20 protein-coding genes and 2 tRNA genes are annotated in these 22,359 nt (G+C 71.5%); 12 read left to right on the forward strand and 10 right to left on the reverse strand.

What is annotated here, in order from left to right; translation table 11 throughout:
- Position 1: 1 nt before the first annotated feature.
- From ACFHW0_RS07610 to rpmH, 5 genes are all read right to left on the reverse strand, one after another.
- A complete protein-coding gene (locus ACFHW0_RS07610; protein WP_416606402.1) occupies positions 2-592 on the reverse strand; it encodes a protein jag in 591 nt (196 codons plus the stop codon).
- Between the two features lie 215 nt (positions 593-807).
- On the reverse strand, positions 808-1,791 hold the full coding sequence (gene yidC, locus ACFHW0_RS07615; RefSeq protein WP_416606403.1) for a membrane protein insertase YidC: 984 nt from the start codon (positions 1,789-1,791) through the stop codon (positions 808-810).
- 3 nt (positions 1,792-1,794) lie between these two features.
- The gene (gene yidD, locus ACFHW0_RS07620) at positions 1,795-2,034 is read right to left on the reverse strand and encodes a membrane protein insertion efficiency factor YidD (RefSeq protein ID WP_207914193.1); all 240 of its coding nucleotides are present in this window, start codon (positions 2,032-2,034) and stop codon (positions 1,795-1,797) included.
- Positions 2,035-2,078: 44 nt separating this feature from the next.
- Positions 2,079-2,495, reverse strand: a complete 417-nt coding sequence (rnpA, locus tag ACFHW0_RS07625; protein WP_416606404.1) for a ribonuclease P protein component — start codon at positions 2,493-2,495, stop codon at positions 2,079-2,081.
- A gap of 36 nt (positions 2,496-2,531) precedes the next feature.
- Positions 2,532-2,669 carry a 50S ribosomal protein L34 gene (gene rpmH / locus ACFHW0_RS07630; RefSeq protein ID WP_089002791.1) on the reverse strand — a complete coding sequence of 46 codons (138 nt, stop codon included), beginning with the start codon at positions 2,667-2,669 and terminating at the stop codon, positions 2,532-2,534.
- A 635-nt stretch (positions 2,670-3,304) separates the two neighbouring features.
- Here rpmH and dnaA point away from each other — a divergent pair.
- From dnaA to ACFHW0_RS07660, 6 genes are all read left to right on the forward strand, one after another.
- Positions 3,305-5,143, forward strand: a complete 1,839-nt coding sequence (dnaA, locus tag ACFHW0_RS07635; protein WP_416606405.1) for a chromosomal replication initiator protein DnaA — start codon at positions 3,305-3,307, stop codon at positions 5,141-5,143.
- 839 nt (positions 5,144-5,982) lie between these two features.
- Positions 5,983-7,116 carry a DNA polymerase III subunit beta gene (gene dnaN / locus ACFHW0_RS07640; RefSeq protein WP_416606406.1) on the forward strand — a complete coding sequence of 378 codons (1,134 nt, stop codon included), beginning with the start codon at positions 5,983-5,985 and terminating at the stop codon, positions 7,114-7,116.
- Between the two features lie 41 nt (positions 7,117-7,157).
- A complete protein-coding gene (gnd, locus tag ACFHW0_RS07645; protein ID WP_416606407.1) occupies positions 7,158-8,030 on the forward strand; it encodes a phosphogluconate dehydrogenase (NAD(+)-dependent, decarboxylating) in 873 nt (290 codons plus the stop codon).
- A gap of 17 nt (positions 8,031-8,047) precedes the next feature.
- A complete protein-coding gene (recF, locus tag ACFHW0_RS07650; RefSeq protein WP_416606408.1) occupies positions 8,048-9,181 on the forward strand; it encodes a DNA replication/repair protein RecF in 1,134 nt (377 codons plus the stop codon).
- The gene (locus tag ACFHW0_RS07655) at positions 9,171-9,800 is read left to right on the forward strand and encodes a DUF721 domain-containing protein (protein WP_416606409.1); all 630 of its coding nucleotides are present in this window, start codon (positions 9,171-9,173) and stop codon (positions 9,798-9,800) included. The genes recF and ACFHW0_RS07655 overlap by 11 nt, the downstream gene beginning before the upstream one ends.
- Complete coding sequence (locus tag ACFHW0_RS07660; RefSeq protein ID WP_416606410.1) at positions 9,769-10,149, forward strand: MarR family winged helix-turn-helix transcriptional regulator; 381 nt, start codon at positions 9,769-9,771, stop codon at positions 10,147-10,149. The genes ACFHW0_RS07655 and ACFHW0_RS07660 overlap by 32 nt, the downstream gene beginning before the upstream one ends.
- Here ACFHW0_RS07660 and ACFHW0_RS07665 read toward each other — a convergent pair.
- On the reverse strand, positions 10,134-10,688 hold the full coding sequence (locus ACFHW0_RS07665) for a hypothetical protein (protein WP_366641497.1): 555 nt from the start codon (positions 10,686-10,688) through the stop codon (positions 10,134-10,136). The genes ACFHW0_RS07660 and ACFHW0_RS07665 overlap by 16 nt on opposite strands.
- A 506-nt stretch (positions 10,689-11,194) precedes the next feature.
- Here ACFHW0_RS07665 and gyrB point away from each other — a divergent pair.
- The 6 genes from gyrB (at position 11,195) to ACFHW0_RS07695 (ending at position 18,539) form a co-directional block, all read left to right on the forward strand.
- Positions 11,195-13,141 (forward strand): DNA topoisomerase (ATP-hydrolyzing) subunit B, encoded by a 1,947-nt coding sequence (gene gyrB, locus ACFHW0_RS07670; protein ID WP_121397392.1) that lies wholly within the window; start codon positions 11,195-11,197, stop codon positions 13,139-13,141.
- Between the two features lie 262 nt (positions 13,142-13,403).
- Complete coding sequence (gene gyrA, locus ACFHW0_RS07675; RefSeq protein ID WP_416606717.1) at positions 13,404-17,051, forward strand: intein-containing DNA gyrase subunit A; 3,648 nt, start codon at positions 13,404-13,406, stop codon at positions 17,049-17,051.
- Between the two features lie 4 nt (positions 17,052-17,055).
- On the forward strand, positions 17,056-17,967 hold the full coding sequence (locus tag ACFHW0_RS07680; protein WP_416606413.1) for a DUF3566 domain-containing protein: 912 nt from the start codon (positions 17,056-17,058) through the stop codon (positions 17,965-17,967).
- Between the two features lie 210 nt (positions 17,968-18,177).
- Positions 18,178-18,251 (forward strand) — tRNA-Ile (locus tag ACFHW0_RS07685).
- A 42-nt stretch (positions 18,252-18,293) separates the two neighbouring features.
- Entirely contained in the window at positions 18,294-18,422 is a 129-nt protein-coding gene (locus ACFHW0_RS07690) for a DLW-39 family protein (protein ID WP_210834795.1), read from the forward strand.
- Between the two features lie 41 nt (positions 18,423-18,463).
- Positions 18,464-18,539: transfer RNA gene (locus tag ACFHW0_RS07695), tRNA-Ala, on the forward strand.
- A gap of 42 nt (positions 18,540-18,581) precedes the next feature.
- Here ACFHW0_RS07695 and ACFHW0_RS07700 read toward each other — a convergent pair.
- The 4 genes from ACFHW0_RS07700 to sigJ all read right to left on the reverse strand — a co-directional run bounded on the left by ACFHW0_RS07700 (position 18,582) and on the right by sigJ (position 22,305).
- Positions 18,582-19,220, reverse strand: coding sequence for an SAM-dependent methyltransferase (locus ACFHW0_RS07700; protein WP_416606415.1), 639 nt, complete (start codon positions 19,218-19,220; stop codon positions 18,582-18,584).
- On the reverse strand, positions 19,217-19,972 hold the full coding sequence (locus ACFHW0_RS07705; RefSeq protein WP_416606416.1) for an HAD family hydrolase: 756 nt from the start codon (positions 19,970-19,972) through the stop codon (positions 19,217-19,219). The genes ACFHW0_RS07700 and ACFHW0_RS07705 overlap by 4 nt, the downstream gene beginning before the upstream one ends.
- A 105-nt stretch (positions 19,973-20,077) precedes the next feature.
- Positions 20,078-21,268, reverse strand: a complete 1,191-nt coding sequence (locus ACFHW0_RS07710; protein WP_416606418.1) for an NAD(P)/FAD-dependent oxidoreductase — start codon at positions 21,266-21,268, stop codon at positions 20,078-20,080.
- Between the two features lie 92 nt (positions 21,269-21,360).
- Positions 21,361-22,305: an RNA polymerase sigma factor SigJ gene (gene sigJ / locus ACFHW0_RS07715; RefSeq protein ID WP_416606419.1), complete on the reverse strand. Its 945-nt coding sequence runs from the start codon at positions 22,303-22,305 to the stop codon at positions 21,361-21,363.
- Between the last annotated feature and the right edge of the window lie 54 nt (positions 22,306-22,359).

A 22,359-nucleotide genomic window follows, 5' to 3' on the forward strand; every position in this document is an offset into this window, starting at 1 on the left:
GTCAGTCCGCCGGCCGGACGATGATGCGTCGGTTCGGCTCGACGCCCTCGGACTCGCTCTCCACGCCGCTCATCGCGTTGACCACGTCGTGCACGCACTTGCGCTCGAACGCGGACATCGGCTCCAGGCGCACGGGCTCGCCGTACTCCTTGACCTTCTCCACGGCGTTCTTGGCGACGGCGGCGAGTTCCTTGCGACGGGTCGCCCGGTAGCCGCCGACGTCGAGCAGCAGCCGGCTCGGGGTGCCGGTCTGCCGGAAGACGGCCAGCCGGGCGAGCTCCTGGAGCGCCTCCAGGGTGGCGCCGCGCTGGCCGACGAGGTTCTGCAGCCGGCCGCCGACCACCTCGACGACGGGGCGGCCGCCGGAGACCAGCTCGTCGATGTCGCCGTCGTAGTCGAGGATGTCGAGCAGGCCCTCGACGTAGTCGGCCGCGATCTCGCTCTGCCGGAACAGCTCGCTCTCGCCGACGGCCTTCTTCTCCCGGGTGCCCGACTCCTCGTCGGTCTCCTCGGTCTCGCCGTTCACCGCGGTCGGCTCGATCCCCTCCTCGTCCAGGGACTCGTCGGCGCGGGGGGTGCTGGTGTCGGTCACGGTCTCATCTCCGTACTCGCTCGGCCGGACCGTCGGGTCCGCTGGTTTCCCGGGGCCGGCGGGAGGTCGCCGGTGCCCACGGGCACGTCTGTCGTACGGGCAGTCTCGCCCGTGGGCCGCGCCGCGCGCGGCGGTTCCGCCCGGCGCCGGCCGTACGGCGGCTGCGCGGTGCGGAACGGGCCGCCGCCGGTCTCCCGACGGCGGCCCGGACGTCCTCAGCCCTGCCGCTTGGCGGGGCCCTTCTTGGGGTTGACCGGCTTGGCGCCCGGCTTGGGGCCGGCGACCTTCGGCGCGGCCGGCTTGACCGGGGCCGGCGGGGCCGACTTGGCGCGACCCAGCAGGCCGCCCGTCTTCGCCGGCTGCACCGGGTTGCGAGCCGAGGTGCCCGGCTTGCTCATGGTGGGCGGCGGCGGGAACTTGCGCAGCACCCACTGCTGCTGCGCGAGGGTGAAGAGGTTGTTCGTGACCCAGTAGATGATCACACCGATGGGGAAGATGGCACCGGAGATGAGCAGCGACAGCGGGATGCCGTAGAGCATCAGCTTCTGGATCATCCGCTGCTGCGGGTCCTCGGCCCAGCCGGTCTTCAGGATCATCTGGCGGCTGGTGAGGTACGTGGTGCCCATCATCACCAGGACGAGGATGCCGGCGATGATCTTCACGGTGGTGCCGTTGGCGCCGAGCCGCGCCAGTTCCTCGGCGGTGGAGCCGAACTTGCCGGCGATCGGGGCGGTGAAGAGCTTCGCGGACGAGGCGCTCTCGAACTGGCTGATCGTCCAGCCGTAGAGGGTCTTCCCGGCCTCGCTCTTGTCCGGGTTGAGCCGCCGGAGCACGTGGAAGAGGCCCAGGAAGACGGGGATCTGGAGGAACATCGGAAGGCAGCCCATGAGCGGGTTGGCCTTTTCCTTCCGGTAGAGCTCCATCATCTCTTTCTGGAGCGTCTCCCGGTCACCCTTGTGCTTCTCCTGCAGGGCCTTCACCTGCGGCTGGAGCGCCTGCATCGCCCGCTGCGACTTGATCTGCTTGACGAAGACGGGGAAGAGGATCACCCGGACGGTGACCACCAGGAAGACGATGGCGAGGATCCAGGCCCAGTTGGTGCCGATCACCGCCGGATCCGGCACCCCGACGAAGTCCCAGGCCCCGTGCCAGACCAGCAGGATCCACGAAATCGCGTAGTAGATCCAGTCCAGACTCAATTCTCAGGCTCCAGTCACATCGGCGCGGCGGCGGCCGCCCGGCTTCGGCACCGGGTCGTGTCCACCTGGGTGAAAGGGGTGGCAGCGCAACAGCCGCCGGGCCGTCAGGCCAGCTCCCCGGATCGCGCCGTGCACCGCCACCGCCTCCAGGGCGTAGGCGCTGCACGACGGGTAGAACCGACAGCGGGCCGGCAGAGCCGGACTTATCCACCGACGGTACGCGATGACGGGCCCGCTCAGCACCCGGGCACCGATCGTCGGCGGCCGGGGCCCGGCCGGTCCGGTGGTCACCGGGACCGCCGCCCGCGGGGCGCCGTCGCGGCGACGATCGCCGCGTCCAGGTCGGCGCCGAGTCGCGGGTACGAGGCGTCGGCCGCGGTGGGCTGCGCGCGTACGACCAGGGTGCTTCCCGGGGGCAGACCGGCCAGCCGCTCGCGGACCAGGTGTCGCAGGCGACGCCGGACCCGGTTGCGGACCACGGCGTTCCCGACGGCCTTGGACACGACGAAGCCGGCGCGGGCAGGTGCGGAGGGTTGCTCCGTACCGCTGCTCCGCGCCGGCTCCGGCGAGGTTGCTGTCGGGGCGTCGGGGGTTGTCGGCAGGCTCAGGTGGACGACGACCGCGCCACGGCCGGCGCGTCGACCACCCCGGACCGCTGCGGCGAAGTCAGTGCTGCGCCGCAGTCGCTGTGCGGCCGCCAGCACGACTGCCCACGTCCCCCGGACCTGACCGGTCGGCCCTCAGGCCGACAGGCGGGCGCGGCCCTTGGAGCGACGGGTCGAAAGGATGGCGCGGCCGGCACGGGTGCGCATGCGCAGCCGGAAGCCGTGGGTCTTCGCGCGCCGGCGGTTGTTCGGCTGGTAGGTGCGCTTGCTCACGTCAGGCTCTCCGTTTTCGTACGCCCCGGGCGAGGGGTCGCCGGGATCGTGTGGTGGTCCAGGCCACCTCGGCGGTGGCCCCCGATCGGTGCTGCCCGGCGGCGCGGAACCTCGGCGATGCGGGGAAGCGACCGCGGACAGCAAGCACCTAACACCCTAGCAGAGGGCGAGAGAGCAGCCATTCCAGCCTACGCAGGGCGGCAACCACCGTCAAACACCCTCAGCAGGGCGGACACCGGGCCCTCCCGGCGACCGAAGCGACGGTTTTCGCTGATGTCGACAAGGGCCGCCGCGCGTCGGCGGTTGATGGCGCGCCGACAACGCTGTTACCGTGCCCGATTGCGGTCAGCGTCGAAAGGTCCGGTCGTCGCCGGCGGGCAAGACCGGACAAGGTAGTGGATCGTTCGGCACGGTGAACCCGCTTCAGCGCCCGTTCAGGCAGGGGGCAGGTCCGACCCGCGTCCGGCGGGCGGCCACAATCGGTGCGTACACAGGCTGTGGATAACTTGTGGACGAGGACCGGTCGGCCGTCCGGTGGGTGTCGTTCCTACCCGCGCGTACGCGCCGGGCCCGGGACGGCCGACCGGAGAAGACGGCGGCGTCGGCGGAGCAGAGGCGAGGGGGGTGGCACGACGGTGACCGGTACGACCGACCTTGCCGCGGTGTGGACAGCGACGACCGACGAACTCGCCGACGAGATCATCTCCGCGCAGCAGCGGGCGTACCTGCGGCTGACCCGGCTGCGCGCCATCGTCGAGGACACGGCGCTGCTCTCCGTCCCGGACGCCTTCACCCGGGACGTGATCGAATCCCGCCTGCGCCCGGCGATCACGGAGGCGCTCACCCGACGGCTCGGTCGGCCGATCCAGGTCGCGGTGACCGTACGCCTGCCCGAGGACGGCTCCGGCCGCCCGGCGGGGACCGTCTACCGCAGTGTTCCCGAGCCGGGGCCGGCCGACCACGACGGCGGGCCGCGCGGCTACGCCGACGCCGGCTACGACGGGATGGCCGGTCAGCGGGACGGCGGAGCCCACGACACCGGGCAGCATCCGCTCATCCCCGAGCAGGCGCACCCCCAGCGCCGGCCCGACGCGTCGTCGCCCATGCCGGGCGACGACGGGCACCGGCCGGGCGACCGTGGCGGGCAGGAGGCCCTGTTCAGCACGGCCTTCGCCGAGCCGCCGCGACCGGACCGGTCGGCGCCGCCGCGGCACCCGTCCGAGCGCCGGGGCTACGACGAGCAGGCCGCCCGGCTGGACCCGCCGGCCGCCGACACCCGGGGGTACGAGCCGCGCTACCGCGAGGACGCCGTCTCCCCCCGGGACCAGCACGTGATCCGGGCCCTGCCCCGCGACACCGGCACCGACAACGGGCCCGGGCGCAGTGGCGCGGATCACCGGCCCGGTGGCCGGGACGACCGCCGCATGCCCGGCGCCGACGGCGGGGGCAACCGGCTCAACCCGAAGTACATGTTCGAGACGTTCGTCATCGGCTCGTCCAACCGCTTCGCCCACGCGGCGAGCGTCGCGGTCGCCGAGTCGCCGGCGAAGGCGTACAACCCGCTGTTCATCTACGGCAGCTCAGGGCTGGGCAAGACGCACCTGCTGCACGCCATCGGGCACTACGCCACGACGCTGGGCAACGCGCGCTCGGTCCGGTACGTCTCGACCGAGGAGTTCACCAACGACTTCATCAACTCGCTCCGGGACGACAAGACCAGTGCGTTCCAGCGGCGCTACCGCGACGTCGACATCCTGCTGATCGACGACATCCAGTTCCTGGAGAACCGCGAGCGCACGCAGGAGGAGTTCTTCCACACGTTCAACACGCTGCACAACGCCAACAAGCAGATCGTGATCACCTCCGACCGGTCGCCGAAGCAGCTCGCGACCCTGGAGGACCGGCTGCGTACCCGCTTCGAGTGGGGACTGCTCGCCGACATCCAGCCGCCGGACCTGGAGACCCGGATCGCGATCCTGCAGAAGAAGGCGGCGCAGGAGCGCCTCTACGCCCCGCCGGACGTGCTGGAGTTCATCGCCTCGCGGGTGTCGAACTCGATCCGGGAATTGGAGGGCGCGCTGATCCGGGTGACGGCGTTCGCCAGCCTGACCCGCTCCACCGTCGAGCTGGCGCTGGCCGAGGAGGTGCTGCGGGACTTCATCCCGGACGGCGCCGGGCCGGAGATCACCGCCGACCAGATCATGGTCTCCACCGCCGACTACTTCGGGGTGAGCCTGGAGGACCTGCGTGGCCACTCCCGCTCCCGGGTGCTGGTGAACGCCCGCCAGGTGGCCATGTACCTGTGCCGGGAGCTGACCGACCTGTCGCTGCCCCGGATCGGGCAGGCCTTCGGCGGCCGCGACCACACGACCGTGATGCACGCCGACCGCAAGATCCGCCAGCAGATGGCCGAGCGCCGGTCGCTGTACAACCAGATCGCGGAGCTGACCAACCGGATCAAGCAGAACACCTGAGCGACGGCTCCAGCTCGCAGCGCGGCGTCGTCCGCGCCGAACTGAAGTCGTCGTCGCGTACGGCCTGCCGCCCGCGGCGGACAGGGACGACGGACGCGCCCGACCGGACCATCGGTCGGGCGCTTTTCCTTCTCCACAGCCGGCCCGGCTTGACCCTCGACATGGTCCAGGCCACAGCATCTGAGCCGTGACCGTCCACCGCCCGGATCGTTGTCCACATCTCGTTGTCCACCGCCTGTGGAAAACTACCGTCCGCCCACCTCCCGGTTACCCACAGGTTGTGGACAAACCCTGGGGACGAGCCTGTGGACGCCTGGGGACAACCCGGTGGTTGTCCACCGACGACGGTCGCCCTGTGGGAAACCTGTTGAAGGTTCTGGGGATGACGCCGTCCGCACGGCTTCCGCCTGTCCACAGGTCTGGGGAGAAAGTCGGTGGATAACCGGTGGATAACCGGTGGACAACGGTGGACAACCTGGGGGCGCCGACCGCCTGTGGACCGGGAGACTGGTTGTACCCCGGGTTCTCCACAGGTAAACCACCGGTGGATAACGTGTCTGAGCTGCGCAGACGCGGGTTCTCCACAGTTTGCACAGGTGCGATGAAGATGACGAGTTATCTCTTCTAAGAGAACAAAAACCAATCATCACCGTTGGACTTCCTGTGGATCGGGCCGTGCGCCGCCGTCGGCGGTCGCCCCGGCACCTGGATCCACGGGGTCGGACGCACGGCCGATGCCCGCGCGCCATAAGGTGCGATGGGTACCCGCACGGACAGGCGGGTCGGTAGGCAGCGGTCGGCATGAGAGAGTTGTCGCTGACGTCGACGCGGAGGCATTGATGAAGTTCCGAGTGGAGCGCGACGCGCTCGCCGAGGCCGTGGCCTGGACCGCGAAGAGCCTGCCCAACCGGCCGTCCGTACCGGTGCTCGCCGGCGTGATGCTGCGCGTCACCGACGGCCACCTGCAGGTCTCGGGCTTCGACTACGAGGTCTCCAGCCAGGTGACCGTCGAGGTGCAGGGGGACGCCGACGGCGCCGCCCTCGTCTCCGGCCGGCTGCTGGCCGAGATCACCAAGGCGCTGCCCGCCAAGCCGGTGGACATCGCCGCCGTCGGCGCCCACCTGGAACTGGTCTGCGGAAGCGCCCGGTTCACCCTGCCCACCATGCCGGTCGAGGACTACCCGTCCCTGCCGGAGATGCCGGAGAGCACCGGCACCGTCGACGCCGCCGCCTTCGCCGCCGCGGTGGCGCAGGTCGCCGTCGCCGCCGGGCGCGACGAGACGCTGCCGATGATGACCGGCGTACGCATCGAGCTCTCCGGCGGCACGCTGGCCATGCTCGCCACCGACCGCTACCGGCTGGCCCTGCGCGAGATGGAGTGGAACCCGGACGACCCCGAGGTGAGCGTCAACGCCCTCGTGCCGGCCCGGACCCTGCACGACACCGCCAAGGCCCTCGGCCCGATCGGCGGCCAGGTCATCATGGCGCTCTCCCAGGGCGCGGCCGGCGAGGGGATGATCGGCTTCGCCGGCGGCACCCGGCGCACCACGAGCCGCCTGCTCGACGGGGCGAACTACCCGCCGGTGCGCTCGCTCTTCCCGGCCACCCACAACGCCGAGGCGCGGGTGCCCGTCAGCACCCTGATCGAGGTCGTGAAGCGGGTCGCCCTGGTGGCCGAGCGGACCACCCCGGTGCTGCTCAGCTTCAGCACCGACGGCCTGGTGGTCGAGGCCGGGGGCACCGAGGAGGCGCGGGCCAGCGAGGCCATGGAGGCCACCTTCACCGGCGACCCGCTGACCATCGGCTTCAACCCCCAGTACCTGATCGACGGCCTGACCAACCTGGGGGCCCAGTTCGCCGTGCTCTCGTTCGTCGATGCCTTCAAGCCCGCGGTGATTTCGCCCGCCGGTGAGGATGGCGAGGTCATCCCCGGGTACCGGTACCTCATCATGCCGATCCGCGTCTCCCGCTGATCGCACCCCGAGAAGACCCCGACGCACGGAGGTAGGAACACATGCAGCTCGGCCTGGTAGGGCTCGGCCGGATGGGCGGCAACATGCGCGAGCGGTTGCGCGCCGCCGGGCACGAGGTGGTCGGCTTCGACCACAACGCGGAGCTGAGCGATGTCGCGACCCTGGCGGAGCTGGCGGAGAAGCTGGAGTCGCCCCGCGCGATCTGGGTCATGGTCCCCGCCGGCGTCACCGACGCGACCATCGACGAGCTCGCCGACGTCCTCGGCGAGGGCGACATCATCATCGACGGTGGCAACTCCCGCTTCAGCGACGACGCGCCCCGCGCCGAGCGGCTCAACGAGCGCGGCATCGGCTACCTCGACGCCGGCGTCTCCGGCGGCGTCTGGGGTCGGCAGAACGGCTACGCGCTGATGGTCGGCGGCGCCCAGGAGCACGTCGACCGGCTCATGCCGATCTTCGACTCGCTGAAGCCGGAGGGCGAGTTCGGCTTCGTGCACGCCGGGCCGGTCGGCGCCGGGCACTACGCCAAGATGGTGCACAACGGCATCGAGTACGGCCTGATGCACGCCTACGCCGAGGGCTACGAGCTGATGGCCAAGTCCGAGCTGGTCACCAACGTGCCGGGGGTGTTCAAGTCCTGGCGCGAGGGCACCGTGGTCCGTTCCTGGCTGCTCGACCTGCTGGACCGGGCCCTCGACGAGGACCCGGAGCTGGCCGAGCTGAGCGGCTACACCGAGGACACGGGCGAGGGCCGGTGGACGGTCGACGAGGCGGTCCGGCTGGCCGTGCCGCTGAACGTGATCACCGCCTCGCTCTTCGCCCGCTTCGCCTCCCGCCAGGACGACTCGCCCGCCATGAAGGCCGTCGCCGCGCTGCGCCAGCAGTTCGGTGGGCACGCCGTCCGCAAGCGCTGACCGGAATCCACGCGCCTGTGTACGTCCGCCGGCTCGAACTGGTCGACTTCCGCTCGTACGAGCGGGTCGGCGTGGACCTGGAGCCGGGGGCGAACGTCCTGACCGGCGCCAACGGCGTCGGCAAGACGAACCTGGTCGAGGCGCTGGGCTACGTGGCGACCCTGGATTCGCACCGGGTCGCCACGGATGCCCCCCTCGTCCGGATGGGCGCCTCCTCGGCGGTGATCCGCTGCGCGGTCGTGCACGAGGGACGCGAGCTACTGATCGAGCTGGAGATCGTCCCGGGCAAGGCCAACCGGGCCCGCCTGGGGCGGTCGCCGGCCCGCCGGGCGCGGGACGTGCTCGGCGCGCTGCGGCTCGTGCTGTTCGCCCCGGAGGACCTGGAACTCGTCCGGGGCGACCCGGCCGAGCGCCGCCGCTACCTCGACGACCTGCTGGTCAGCCGCCAGCCCCGGTACGCCGGGGTGCGGGCCGACTACGAGCGGGTGGTCAAGCAGCGCAACGCGTTGCTGCGCACCGCGTACCTGGCCCGCAAGACGGGCGGGTCCCGGGGCGGGGACCTGTCGACCCTGGCGGTCTGGGACACGCATCTGGCCCGACACGGCGCCGAACTGCTCGCCGGCCGGCTGGAACTGGTCGCGGCGCTGGGCCCGCACGTGACGAAGGCGTACGACGCGGTGGCGGCGGGACGGGGGGCCGCCGGGATCGCGTACCGGCCGTCGGTGGAGCTGGCGGAGCCCACCACCGACCGGGAGGCACTGGCGGCGGCGCTGACCGCCGCGCTCGTCGAGTCCCGGGCCGCCGAGGTGGAGCGGGGCACCACCCTGGTCGGCCCGCACCGCGACGAGCTGGCGCTCACGCTGGGCCCGCTGCCCGCCAAGGGGTACGCGAGCCACGGCGAGTCCTGGTCGTACGCCCTGGCGCTGCGGCTCGCCGGCTACGACCTGCTCCGCTCCGACGGCATTGAGCCGGTGCTGGTGCTCGACGACGTCTTCGCCGAGCTGGACGCCGGTCGGCGCGAGCGGCTGGCGGAGCTGGTCGGCGGGGCGAGCCAGCTGCTGGTGACCTGCGCGGTCGACGAGGACGTGCCGGTGTCCCTGCGCGGCACCCGGTACGCCGTGGCCGAGGGGACGGTGCGACGTGTCGGATGAGCAGCTCCCGCCGGCCCGGCTCGGCCCGGGTCGTGGCGGCGGAACGACCGGCGGTGACTCCGGCAGCACGACAGGCGGCAGCGCGGCGGGCGGCGACGCGGCGGGGGCGAGCGGCCCGGAGCTGGCGCGGGCCGTGCTGGACGCGGCGCGGGCCCGCCGGGAGTCGGTGGCCCGCACGCGTCGGCGTACCGCCGGCGGGGGTGGCGGCGACGGCGAGGGCGGCCAGCGGCGCCTGCGCGGCTACTCCGGCCCGGGGCCGGACCCGCGCGACCCGCAGCCGCTCGGCGCGGTGCTCAACCGGCTCGTCAAGGCGCGTGGCTGGCAGCAGCCGGCGGCCGAGGCGACGGTGTTCGGGGCCTGGGAGCGGGTGGTGGGTCCGGAGGTGGCCCAGCACAGCCGGCCGGTGAAGCTGGAGGACGGCGAGCTGACCGTGGAGGCCCGCTCGACCGCGTGGGCCACCCAGCTGCGGCTGCTGGCCGGCTCGCTGCTCAAGCAGATCGCCAGCGAGGTCGGCCACAACGTGGTGCGCAAGCTGCACATCCACGGCCCCGCCGCGCCCTCCTGGTCGAAGGGCCCGCGCCGGGTCCGTGGCCGCGGCCCGCGGGACACCTACGGCTGACGGTCAGCGACCCTCGCGCCGGGCCTCCCGCTCGGCGTCCGGACGCGACCTCAGCCGCCTGCTCCAGCTCGACCCGGGCACACTGTCGCCCCTGCTCAAGCGGCTGGAGGCGGCCGGCTACGTCCGGCGCGAGCGGGACCCGGCCGACGAACGGAGCCTCGCGGTGACGCTGACCGCCGCCGGCCGGGCCCTGCGGGAGAGGGCCGAGCAGATCCCGCCCGCGATCGTCGAACGGCTCGGCATGCCGGTCGAGGACCTGCGCCACCTGCACGCCGTGCTGACCCGCGTCATCGACGCCGCCAACTGCGCGGGCGGGTCCGCCGCCGAGCGGGGTCAGGCGTCGGCGTAGACGGCGAAGCCGCGGTCGGCGCAGCGCCGGTAGAAGGCCGCCAGCACCGCCAGCTCGGCGCAGGTGAAGTTCCACTGCGGCGGCTCGCCGCTCTCGTCGCGCAGCGCGTCCAGGCGGCTGTCGAGCCAGCGCAGCTGCTGCTCGGCCAACCGTCCGTCGGCGAGCAGCGACCGCAGCACCTGGCTCACCGAGTCGAAGGTGACGGCCTCGCCGTACGGGCGGTGGCCCGCCACGAACCGCTCGATGCCGCCGGCGACCCAGGCGCAGCCGTCCGGATCGATCACCGGATCCTCGTCCTCGGCCGCCGCGTCCGTGGCGTAGAGCACACCCTCCAGGCCGAGCAGGAGGTCGACCAGTTCGGTGTACGCGGTCGCCCGCACGGTGCCGGTCTTGGCGATCAGCTCGGCCAGCGCCGCGGTCGGCGCGGAGATGCGGGGCATGTCGACGATGTCGCCGAAGTCGACGAACTCGGCCGGCGCGACCGGATCGTAGAAGCGGCCGGTCCGCGGCCACTGCACCGCGACGTTGTCCAGCCCCATCTGGCGTCACCTCTTCGAGAGCACGGGTAGTTCGTATCGGCTCGATCGTCCGGTTCCGGCTCGAAAAGATCAAGGCCGGGCCGACGGCGTGGCGTCGGTGGCTTCCCGGCCGTCCGACCGGCACCGATCGTCAGGCGGCGGCGCCCCCGATCGCCCCCTGGCGTGTAGGGGGAGTCGCGGGCGGCGCGGTTCGGCCGGCTACGTCGGTCTCAGCCCCCTCGCAGGGGTGCCGAGTGGTGGTTCTGTCGTCCGCGCACAGTAAGATTGACCCTGAGACGAAGACCCGGTGCGGAGCGACGAGACACGGGCCCGGAGCGGGGCCCGCGATCATTGTCCACGTCGGGTCGAGCCGATCGCGATCCGCGGGCAACCGCGGCGACCGGCGCGTTCGACCCGTATCCCGGAATTGTCCCCGGTGCCGGTCTGCGCGTCGACGTCGCGTCCTGTCCGCCGAACCCGCGCCCGACGCGCCACCAGGTGCGGACGGCGCGAGAAAGTGGCCGAGGGTGGCAGCGCAGGACAAGCAGGAGTACGGCGCCGGATCGATCACCGTTCTCGAAGGGCTGGAGGCGGTCCGGAAGCGCCCCGGTATGTACATCGGGTCGACCGGTGAGCGCGGTCTGCACCACCTGGTGTGGGAGGTCGTCGACAACGCGGTGGACGAGGCGCTGGCCGGCCACTGCGACACCATCGACGTGGTGCTGCTCGCCGACGGCGGGGTCCGCGTCACCGACAACGGCCGGGGTTTCCCGGTCGACCTGCACCCGAAGCTGAAGAAGCCGGGTGTCGAGGTGGCGCTGACCGTGCTGCACGCGGGCGGCAAGTTCGACGGCAAGGCGTACGCGGTTTCCGGCGGTCTGCACGGTGTCGGCGTCTCCGTGGTGAACGCCCTCTCCACGAAGATGGCGGTGGAGATCCACAAGTCCGGCTTCGTCTGGCGGCAGGAGTACCACAACTCCAAGCCGACCCCGCTGGAGAAGGGCGAGTCCACCGACCGCACCGGCTCCGCGGTGGCCTTCTGGCCCGACGCCGACGTGTTCGAGACGGTCGACTTCGACTTCCAGACCATCTACCGGCGGCTCCAGGAGATGGCCTTCCTCAACCGGGGCCTCACCATCCACCTGCTCGACGAGCGGGTCCCGGAGGGCGAGGAGGGCAAGCCGCGCGAGGTCACCTTCTGCTACAAGGGCGGCATCGCCGACTTCGTCCGGCACCTCAACGCCTCGAAGAACCCGATCCACAAGACCGTGGTCGAGTTCGGCTCCGAGGAGGAGGGCATGTCGGTCGAGATCGCCATGCAGTGGAACGAGTCGTACGGCGAGTCGGTCTACACCTTCGCCAACACCATCAACACGCACGAGGGCGGCACCCACGAAGAGGGCTTCCGGGCCGCGCTGACCAGCGTCGTCAACCGGTACGGCACCGACAAGAAGCTACTCAAGGGCGACGAGAAGCTCTCCGGCGAGGACATTCGCGAGGGCCTGGCCGCGATCATCTCGGTCAAGCTGGCCAACCCGCAGTTCGAGGGCCAGACCAAGACCAAGCTGGGCAACACCCCGGTGAAGAGCTTCGTGCAGCGGGTCTGCAACGAGTGGCTGGTCGACTGGTTCGACCGCAACCCGGCCGAGGCGAAGATCATCATCCAGAAGGCGTCCCAGGCCGCCCGGGCCCGGATCGCCGCGCAGCAGGCGCGCAAGCTGGCCCGGCGCAAGTCCCTGCTGGAGTCCGGCTCGATGCCGGGCAAGCTGGCCGACTGCCAGTCCACCGACCCGCGCGAGTCCGAGGTCTTCATCGTCGAGGGCGACTCGGCCGGCGGCTCGGCCAAGCAGGGCCGCGACCCGCGGACCCAGGCGATCCTGCCGATCCGCGGCAAGATCCTCAACGTGGAGAAGGCCCGGATCGACCGGGTGCTGAAGAACAACGAGGTCCAGGCGCTGATCACCGCGCTGGGCACCGGCATCCACGACGACTTCGACATGGAGAAGCTGCGCTACCACAAGGTGGTGCTGATGGCCGACGCCGACGTCGACGGCCAGCACATCCAGACGCTGCTGCTGACGCTGCTCTTCCGCTTCATGCGCCCGCTGGTCGAGATGGGGCACGTCTACCTGGCCGCCCCGCCGCTCTACAAGATCAAGTGGAACAAGCGCGGCGACGACGCGCAGTACGCGTACTCGGACCGCGAGCGGGACGGCCTGATCGCGCTGCGCCAGCAGAAGAAGCCGAACGCGAAGCCGGACGACATCCAGCGGTTCAAGGGCCTCGGCGAGATGAACTACCCCGAATTGTGGGAGACCACGATGAACCCGGCGACGCGTACGCTGCGTCAGGTCACGCTCGACGACGCGGCCACCGCCGACGAGTTGTTCAGCGTGCTGATGGGTGAGGACGTCGAGGCGCGCCGCTCGTTCATCCAGCGCAACGCCAAGGACGTCCGGTTCCTGGACATCTGACGGGTTTCGGCGGGCTGGCCGGTCGTCCACCGGCCAGCCCGCCGATCCACAGAGTTATCCACAGAGCGGCCGGTATCCACAGCCGTTATCCACAGCACGAAAACGACTCTGAGTCTGATAAGGGTTAACAGTGACCGATATCCCCGAGTCCACACCCAACGAGCCCGAGCTCCCCGAGACCGTCGCCGCCGTCGTCGCGCACGACCGCATCGAACCGGTCGGGCTCGAGGTGGAGATGCAGCGCTCCTACCTCGACTACGCGATGAGCGTCATCGTCGGGCGGGCACTGCCGGACGTCCGGGACGGGCTCAAGCCGGTCCACCGCAAGATCCTCTACGCCATGTTCGACTCCGGCTACCGGCCGGACCGGGGCTACGTGAAGTGCTCCCGCGTGGTCGGCGACGTGATGGGCCAGTTCCACCCGCACGGCGACTCGGCGATCTACGACGCGCTGGTCCGGATGGCGCAGCCCTGGTCGCTGCGCTACCCGCTGGTCGACGGCAACGGCAACTTCGGCTCGCCGGGCAACGATCCTGCTGCCGCGATGCGCTACTGCCTCACCGGGGACGCGCGGATCCGTACCGCCGATGGTTCGGTCCGGATCGGTGAGATCGTGCCCGGCGCGGCACCGAGCAGCGAGACGGACATCGATCTCAAGGTCCGCGACCGCAACGGCGACCTGGTCCGCGCCTCGAAGTTCTTCCACTCCGGCGAGCACCCGACGCTGAAGCTGCGCACCCGCGAGGGGTACGAGCTGACCGGCACCCACAACCACCCGGTGCTCTGCCTGGTGGACGTGGCCGGCGTGCCGACCCTGCTGTGGAAGCTGCTCGCCGAGATCTCCCCGGGCGACCGGGTGGTCCTCCAGCGCACGGTGCCCGACGAGATCGGCTACCCGATGCTGGAGCACGTCGAGGCGGCCGTCCTGGCCGGCGCCTTCGTCAGCGAAGGCTGGGTCTCGGAGGGGCGGGCGGGCTTCAACAACGTCGACCGCGAGTTCTTCGTACGGGTCCTCGCTGCCTACGACCTGGCGGTGGGCGGCCCGCGGTACGTCAGCCAGCGCACCATCGCCTCCGGCAGCCTGCTGCACGAACTCGACGTCCAGGACCTCTCGGCCCTGCGGAAGAGCCTTCTCGGCGAGCTGGTCGGGGCGCGCAGCGCCGCCAAGTTCGTGCCCGAGTTCGTCTGGCAGGGGCCTGCGGCGGTCAAGCGGGCCTTCCTCCAGGCACTCTTCGAGGGCGACGGCTCCTCGTCGCTGCTGCCGCGCAACAGCATCCAGGTCTCGTACTCGACCCGCAGCGAGCGGCTGGCCCGCGAGGTCCAGCAGCTGCTGCTGGAGTTCGGCGTGGTCAGCAAGCAGTGCCGGTACGACAACGGCGAGATCAAGGTCGTGGTGACCAACCGCCGCGATGCGCGGATCTTCGCCGCCCACGTCGGCTTCCTCGGCCGCAAGCAGGCCAAGCTGGACTCCGAGCTGGCGTCGGTCCCGGCGACCAGCACCGCGCTCTCCGGCGACCACGTTCCGCTGGTGAGTGACTTCATCCGGGAGCACGGCGCGACGCGCTGGACCGAGCGGGACTGGCTGCGCCGGCACAACGTCGACCGGATCGAGCGCTGGGAGCGGGACCGCGACGAGATCGCCGCGCGGATCACCGAGACCGAGGTGCTCGACGTGGTCGAGCCGCTGGTCGACGGTCGGTTCTACTACGCGGAGGTCGCCAGCGTCGCCGACGCCGGGGTCCGGCCGGTCTACAGCATCCGGGTGGACACCGACGACCACTCGTTCGTCTCGGACGGCTTCGTCAGCCACAACACCGAGTGCAAGCTCGACCCGCTGGCCATGGAGATGCTGCGGGACATCGACGAGGACACCGTCGATCTCCAGGACAACTACGACGGCCGGGCCAAGGAGCCCACCATCCTGCCGTCGAGGATCCCGAACCTCCTCGTCAACGGCTCCGAGGGCATCGCGGTCGGCATGGCCACCAAGATCCCGCCGCACAACCTGCGCGAGATCGGCGCGGCCGTGCAGTGGTGCCTGGAGCACCCGGAGGAGGACGAGGCCACCACCCTCGACGCGCTGCTGGAGATCGTCAAGGGGCCTGATTTCCCCACCCACGGCCTGATCGTGGGCACGCAGGCGATCCAGGACGCGTACCGCACCGGGCGCGGGTCGATCCGGATGCGCGCCGTGGTGGAGGTCGAGGAGGACAAGCGGGGCCGCCCCTGCCTGGTCGTCAGCGAGCTGCCCTACCAGGTGAACCCGGACAACCTGGCCGAGCGGATCGCCGAGCTGATCAAGGAGGGCAAGCTCGCCGGCATCGCCGACATCCGCGACGAGTCCTCCGGGCGTACGGGCATGCGGATCGTGCTCGTACTCAAGCGCGACGCGGTCGCCAAGGTGGTGCTGAACAACCTCTACAAGCACACCCAGCTCCAGGAGACCTTCGGCGCCAACATGCTGGCGCTGGTCGACGGGGTGCCGCGCACGCTCAATCTGGCCCAGTTCATCCGCTACTACGTCGAGCACCAGATCGACGTGATCCGCCGGCGGACGGCGTTCCGGCTGCGCAAGGCGGAGGAGCGGGCGCACATCCTGCGCGGCCTGTCCAAGGCACTGGACGCCCTCGACGAGGTGATCGCCCTGATCCGGCGCTCGCCCACCGTCGAGGACGCCCGGCAGGGCCTGATCCGGCTGCTGGAGATCGACGAGATCCAGGCGACCGCGATCCTCGACATGCAGCTGCGCCGGCTCGCCGCGCTGGAGCGGCAGCGGATCCTCGACGACCTGGCCAAGCTGGAGCTGGAGATCGCCGACCTCAAGGACATCCTCGCCAAGCCCGAGCGGCAGCGCAGGATCGTCTCGGAGGAGCTTGGCGAGATCGTCGCCAAGTGGGGCGACGAGCGGCGCACCAAGATCGTGCCGTTCGAGGGCGAGGTCTCCATGGAGGACCTCATCGCCCGCGAGGACGTGGTCGTCACGATCACCCGCACGGGTTACGCGAAGCGGACCAAGGTCGACCTCTACCGGTCCCAGCGCCGCGGCGGCAAGGGTGTCAGCGGGGCGACGCTCCGGCAGGACGACATCGTCAGCCACTTCTTCGTATGCTCGACGCACGACTGGATGCTCTTCTTCACCAACAAGGGGCGCGTCTACCGGGCGAAGGCGTACGAGCTTCCCGAGGCCAGTAGGGTGGCCAAGGGCCAGCACGTGGCCAACCTGCTCGCGTTCCAGCCCGACGAGCAGATCGCGCAGATCATCGAGATTCCGAACTACCAGGTGGCCCCCTACCTGGTACTTGCCACGAAGAACGGCCTGGTGAAGAAGACTCGGCTCGAGGAGTTCGACTCCCCCCGGTCCGGCGGCATCATCGCGATCAACCTGCGCGACGAGGACGAGCTGGTCGGGGCGGCGCTGGTCGCGCCCGAGGAGGATCTGCTGCTGGTCTCGAAGAACGCGCAGGCGATCCGGTTCAACGCGAGCGACGAGGCGCTGCGCCCGATGGGGCGGGCCACCTCGGGCGTCATCGGCATGCGCTTCAGCGAGGACGACGTCCTGCTGGCCATGGAGGTGGTCCGCGAGGGGCTGGACGTCCTGGTGGCCACGAACGGGGGATTCGCGAAACGCACCCCGATCGAGGAATACCCCGTGCAGGGCCGGGGAGGTAAGGGCGTGCTGACTGCGAAGATCACCGAGCGGCGCGGTGGTCTGGTCGGCGCGGTGGTGATCGACCCGGACGACGAGCTGTTCGCGATCACCAGCAACGGTGGTGTCATCCGGACTCCGGTGAAGCCTGTACGCCGTACGCGTGACCGGAACACAATGGGGGTCAAGCTGATGGACCTTCCGGATGGCGTGACTATCGTGGCGATTGCTCGCAATGCCGACGAGCCTGACGAACAGGACTAGTTGAATGACGGAGACACAGGCGAAGTCGGGGAACACGGGGACCTCGGCCACCCCGGTCGACGAGGAGGCCGCGAAGAGCGGCACACCAGCGACCGGCCGCGCGGCCGTGGGTCGGGCCACCGTCCCCGCCGACGCGCCTGCCCCGAAATTCACCCGGGCTCCCGGAATGACACCGCCTCCGGACAAGCCCTCGGAGGACGGGGACGCGCCGGAGCGGACCGAGACGGTGGGGGTCGACAAGCCGGCCCCCGCCGCCAAGCCGGCCGCCGCCACACCGACGACGACGCAGCCGCTGAAGGTCGGTGCGGGCCAGTCGACCGGCACCACCGGGACACAGCCGCGGATCACGGGCGCCACCGGCACCCAGCCCCGCGTCACGGGCACCGCGAAGCCGCAGTCGGACGGCGCGCGCCCGACCGCCGCCGGCCGCCCCGCCAGCGGGGGCGGCCTGCCGCCGGGGATCAGCGGCGCCGCCGCCGTCGGGGCGGCCCGCGTGGGTGACGCGGTACGCGCCGCGCGTACGTCGGTCAGTTCGGCCGCGTCGCGCGGGCCGCGCCGGGCCCGGCTGAACCTCAAGCGGATCGATCCCTGGTCCGTCATGAAGTTCGCGTTCGCGGTCTCGGTGGTGCTCTTCATCGTCGTGGTGGTGGCCACCTCGGTGCTCTACCTGGCCCTCGACGCGATGGGCGTGTTCACCAGCGTCAACGACAGCCTGACCGATCTGGTCAGCGCGGGCGGCGGCCAGAGCACCAGCGGCTTCCAGATCACCGCCAAGGGCGTGATCCTCAGCTCGGCGCTGATCGGCCTGGTCAACGTCGTGCTGTTCACGGCGCTCGCCACGCTCGGGGCGTTCGTCTACAACGTCTGCGCGGACCTGGTCGGCGGCATCGAGCTGACCCTCGCCGAGCGCGACTGAACCACCTCGGAAGCCGGGGCACCGCCGAGCGCGGAGCCCCGGCTTCCGTGCATGTCGAGGCAGGTCACCGGGGCCGCACGGGCGGCGTAATCGGGTGGGCCGGGTGCGGAGCCTCCGGTAGGTTCAGAGGCGACGGCAACGCCCGGACGTGGCGGCGGCCCCGATTTGGGGCCGGACGGACGGATGGGTTAACCTTGCTCGTCGCCACGCGGGGCTATAGCTCAGTCGGTTAGAGCGCAGAGCTGATAACTCTGAGGTCGCTGGTTCGATTCCAGCTAGCCCCACCGCACATCGTCCGACGGCAGTCGAGCGCGAGGGTAGGCCCCATGTTCAAGAAGCTTCTGATCCTGGCCGGCGTCGTCGGTGTGGCAGCCGTGGTGGCCAGGAAGGTCAAGGCTTCCAACGACGAGCGCGCCCTGTGGCACGAGGCGACCACCGCGCCCGACCTGCGCTGATCCCGCTGGCACTGCCGGCACCGGCGGCGTCGTCCGCCCCGGGGGCCCTAGCTCAACTGGCAGAGCACTGCCTTTGCAAGGCAGGGGTTAGGGGTTCGAGTCCCCTGGGCTCCACCAACACCACCTTCGGTTGATCTCGGCACGCAGCAGCGGCACCGGTCAGCGCAGGAAGGTGAAGAGCGTTCCCGTGGCGTCCAGGGGTCGCGGGGTGCCTTCGAACCGGTGGACGCCGACGGAGAACCGCACGTCGTCCGGAGCGTGGAACGCCTCCTCCACGAAGCCGGCGTCGCTCAGCCATCTCCGTACGGCCGGCGTCAGGTCCGGCGTGCGCCGCGCCCGGGTCCAGATCACAGTGGCACCCGCTGCGCAGAACTGGGGCAGGGCGGCGACCGTCCGCTCCACGTCGGCGTCCGAGATGTTGCCGAAGACTCCGACCATGAGCACCAGATCCGCCGGAACCGCCCCGGCGTAGGAGGAGGGCCGGCCCGCGTCCGCCTGCCTGATCACGAGGTGGGAGAGCCCGGCCAGGTCGGCGGCGGCCCGCGCGGCGGCCACGTTGCCGGCGTCGTACTCGATCAGGGTCACGTGCAGGCGTCGGGCGTCGGGTCGTGTGGCCAGGACGCCGATGAGGTCGTGGCCCTGCCCCGCGCAGGCGCTGACCACCGTCAGCCGTTCCTCGGAGCGCTCGTCGAGCCACGAGGCGATGTGCCGCTGCACCAGCCGCAGCCGGCGTGACAGCGGGGAGTTCGCGTCGGCGTAGGGCTCGTGCCACGCCTGCCAGTCGGTCCGGACGGTCACGGGCGGGCGTGCTCCCGCAGCAGCGCGAGGAGCCCGTGGCCGTCCTCGATCCGCGCGTCCGGTTCGACCCCTGGCAGCGCCGCCTCCCGGTCGGTGCGGGGCGAGCGCATGAGGATCGCGGCGGCGGTGCCGGCGCGGCGGGCGCAGACGACGTCGCGATTCACGGTGTCGCCGACGAACCAGCAGTCACCGATCGGCACCGCGACGGCGCGGGCCGCCAGCAGCGCCAGTTCCGGGTTCGGCTTCCGGGGCCCCGCCTCGTCGCTGTAGAACTCGGCCCCGAACAGCCCGGAGAGCCCCGCGGCGGCGAGGAAGTCCCGGTGGGCGGCGCCGCAGAGCGTGTTGCTGACGACCGCCATCGGCAGGCCGGCGTCGGCGGCGTGCCGCAGGGCCTCGGGGATGCCGGGGCGCACGGCCCACTCCTGGCGCCAGGTCCAGGCGTACGCCAGCGGGGTCGCCTCCCGCTCGACGGCGGCGCGGGTCTCCCGCGGCCAGGACCGGGTCACGAAGTCGGCCCACACCTGGCCGTGCGGCAGCTCGACCGGGTCGCCCGCCCTGCCCACCTCGTCGCGCCACAGGGCGTACGCCCGCGCGCCCTCGCCCAGGTCCCGGGCGATCTGGTCGTCCGGCACCGCGCCGTCGACGAGTTCGGCGAGGCGCCGCACCAGCCCCGGCGGGGCCGGCGGTTGGGGTGGCGCGTCGGCCAGGACGCCGCCGAAGTCCAGCAGGAGAGCCCGAGGGGTACGAAGCATGCCCGTCATCCTCGCGCACCGGGACGGGAAACGAGAGGGCCCCGCGGCCCGGTGATCGTGACCGCAGGACCCCTCGCCGTGGTCGGGCTGCCCGGAACGGTTGCCCTACGCCAGCGCGTCGACGGTCGAGTCCGCCGTCGTCCGCGTGACGCGGCGGCGCCGGGTGGGCAGCCCGAGCGTCGGGTTGGCGACGCCCCAGGCGGCACCCCTGCAGACCAACTCCTTGTAGACGGCCGCGAGGCGTCCGGTCAGGGCGGCCCGCACGGCGCGGTCGTCGGCGGTGACGTACTGGATCAGGCCCTCGCTGCGGCCGAGCGAGATGCACTGGTTGAAGTAGCGGATCCGGCCGGCCGGTAGCCTGCCCCCGGCCAGGTGCGCCGCGATCGCGTCGGCGGCCTGCCAGGCGGTCGGCACTCCCGAGGCGCACGACATCCGTAGCGGCTTGTCCCCGGGACCCATCACCATGGCGGCGTCGCCGACGGCGTACACGTCCGGGTGCGAGACCGACCGCATGGTCCCGTCGACCACGATCTGGCCGGCGCCGGTGACCTCCAGAGCGGTCGCCCGCGCGATCGGGTGGACCGCGAAGCCGGTGGTCCACACGGTGACCGCCGCCGGGATGGTCCCGCCCTCGGCGGTGGCGACGCGGTCGGCTTCGACGCCGGTGACGGTGGTGTGCTCGTACGCGGTGATGCCGAGCTTGTCGAACACCTTCCGCAGGTGCTCGCGGCTCCTGGGGGAGAGCCAGTCGCCGAGACCGCCACGGGCGGCGAGGGCGACGTCGAGGTCCGGGCGGGCCTCGGCGATCTCGGTCACGGCCTCCAGGCCGGTGAGGCCGCCCCCGACGACGAGCACGGTCTGCCCGGCGTCGAGGCGTGCCAGGCGCTCGCGTAGCCGGAGTGCTCCGGGGCGGCTGGAGATCTCGTGGGCGTACTCGGCTGCCCCCGGGACGTCCCGTGGGTCCCAGCCGCTGCCGAGGGCGTAGACGAGCGTGTCGTAGGCGAGTTCCTCGGCGCCGTTCGCGTCGACGACGGCGACGGTCCTGCGGTCGACGTCGACGCCGGTGACCCTCGCGAGCCGCAGCCCGACGCCGGTGCCCGCGAACATCTCCCGCAACGGCCGGGGCTTGAGGTCCTGACCGGCCGCCAGTTGGTGCATGCGGACGCGTTCGACGAAGTCGGCCCCTTCGTTGACGACGGTGATGGAGACATCCTCCCGGTGGAGCCGTCTGGCGAGGCGGCCGGCGGCGATGGCTCCGGTGTATCCGGCTCCGAGGACGATGATGCGGTGCTGCATGTCCATGCTCCTGTCTCGCGCGGGTTGCCACCTGAACCGGGTGGCCCGCCGTTTCCTGACAGGAACCGCTCGTGAAGCACGTCACATGACGGTCAGAAGGCGTGGAACAGGGGTTCGCCGTGGTCGGTGGCAGCCCACTGCACCGTCGCCCGTTCGAGCTTGTCCGGGTTGCCCTGGCTACGGAACGCGGCGATGCCCTCGGCGGTGACCTCCAGGCACATGACGCCGACGACCCGGCCGTCCACGACGGCCACGACGGCGGGGCGGCCGTTGGCGGTCCAGGTGTGGACCTCGGGCGTGCCACCGACCAGGGCGCGCTTGGCCTTGCCGGGCCTGAACAGGCCCCACAGGAACTTCGCGACCGCGACCGCGCCCTCGAACGCCTTGGCGCGGGCCGGGACCTTCCCGCCGCCGTCGCCGATCGCGACGACGTCCTCGGTGAGCAGGCGCAGGAGCGGCTCCATCCGGCCGCCGGTGGCGGCCGCCAGGAACTCCTCCACGACCCGCCGGGCGGCGGCCTCGTCGATCTCGGCACGGGCCCTGCCGTCCGCGACGTGCTTCTTGGCGCGGTGGAGGATCTGCTGGCTGGCGGCCTCGGTGATGTCGAGGATCGCGGCGATCTCGCGGTGCGGGTAGTCGAAGGCCTCCCGCAGCACGTACACCGCCCGCTCGCCCGGGGAGAGACGCTCCAGGAGGGTGAGGACCGCGTACGAGACCGATTCGCGCTGCTCGGCGGTTTCGGCCGGGCCGAGCATCGGGTCCCCGGCGAGCAGCGGCTCGGGAAGCCACTGGCCCGGGTAGGTCTCCCGGCGCGCCCGTGCGGAGGCGAGCTGGTTGAGGCACAGGTTGGTGAGGACCTTCGTCAGCCAGGCCTCGGGGACCCCGATGCGCTCGACGTCGGCGGCCTGCCAGCGCAGGAACGTCTCCTGCACGGCGTCCTCGGCCTCGGTGGCGGAGCCGAGGAGACGGTAGGCGATGGCTTCCAGGCGGGGCCTGGCGGCCTCGAACCGCTCGACGTCGTCCGCCGTCAGGGACATGGCCCGATCCTAGGCCGCGCGGCACAGATCGGAACCGGGCCACCGCGGAGCCGA

The sequence above is a fragment of the Micromonospora sp. LOL_025 genome (assembly GCF_048060285.1).
GTDB lineage: Bacteria > Actinomycetota > Actinomycetes > Mycobacteriales > Micromonosporaceae > Micromonospora.

What these genes read in the sequence shown, in the direction of transcription:
- dnaN (WP_416606406.1), top strand. Translation starts at nt 5,983, where the DNA reads ATGAAGTTCCGAGTGGAGCGCGACGCGCTCGCCGAGGCCGTGGCCTGG.
- gnd (WP_416606407.1), top strand. Translation starts at nt 7,158, where the DNA reads ATGCAGCTCGGCCTGGTAGGGCTCGGCCGGATGGGCGGCAACATGCGC.
- ACFHW0_RS07665 (WP_366641497.1), bottom strand. Translation starts at nt 10,688, where the DNA reads ATGGGGCTGGACAACGTCGCGGTGCAGTGGCCGCGGACCGGCCGCTTC.
- gyrA (WP_416606717.1), top strand. Translation starts at nt 13,404, where the DNA reads ATGAGCGTCATCGTCGGGCGGGCACTGCCGGACGTCCGGGACGGGCTC.
- ACFHW0_RS07680 (WP_416606413.1), top strand. Translation starts at nt 17,056, where the DNA reads ATGACGGAGACACAGGCGAAGTCGGGGAACACGGGGACCTCGGCCACC.
- ACFHW0_RS07690 (WP_210834795.1), top strand. Translation starts at nt 18,294, where the DNA reads ATGTTCAAGAAGCTTCTGATCCTGGCCGGCGTCGTCGGTGTGGCAGCC.
- ACFHW0_RS07705 (WP_416606416.1), bottom strand. Translation starts at nt 19,972, where the DNA reads ATGCTTCGTACCCCTCGGGCTCTCCTGCTGGACTTCGGCGGCGTCCTG.
- ACFHW0_RS07710 (WP_416606418.1), bottom strand. Translation starts at nt 21,268, where the DNA reads ATGCAGCACCGCATCATCGTCCTCGGAGCCGGATACACCGGAGCCATC.
- sigJ (WP_416606419.1), bottom strand. Translation starts at nt 22,305, where the DNA reads ATGTCCCTGACGGCGGACGACGTCGAGCGGTTCGAGGCCGCCAGGCCC.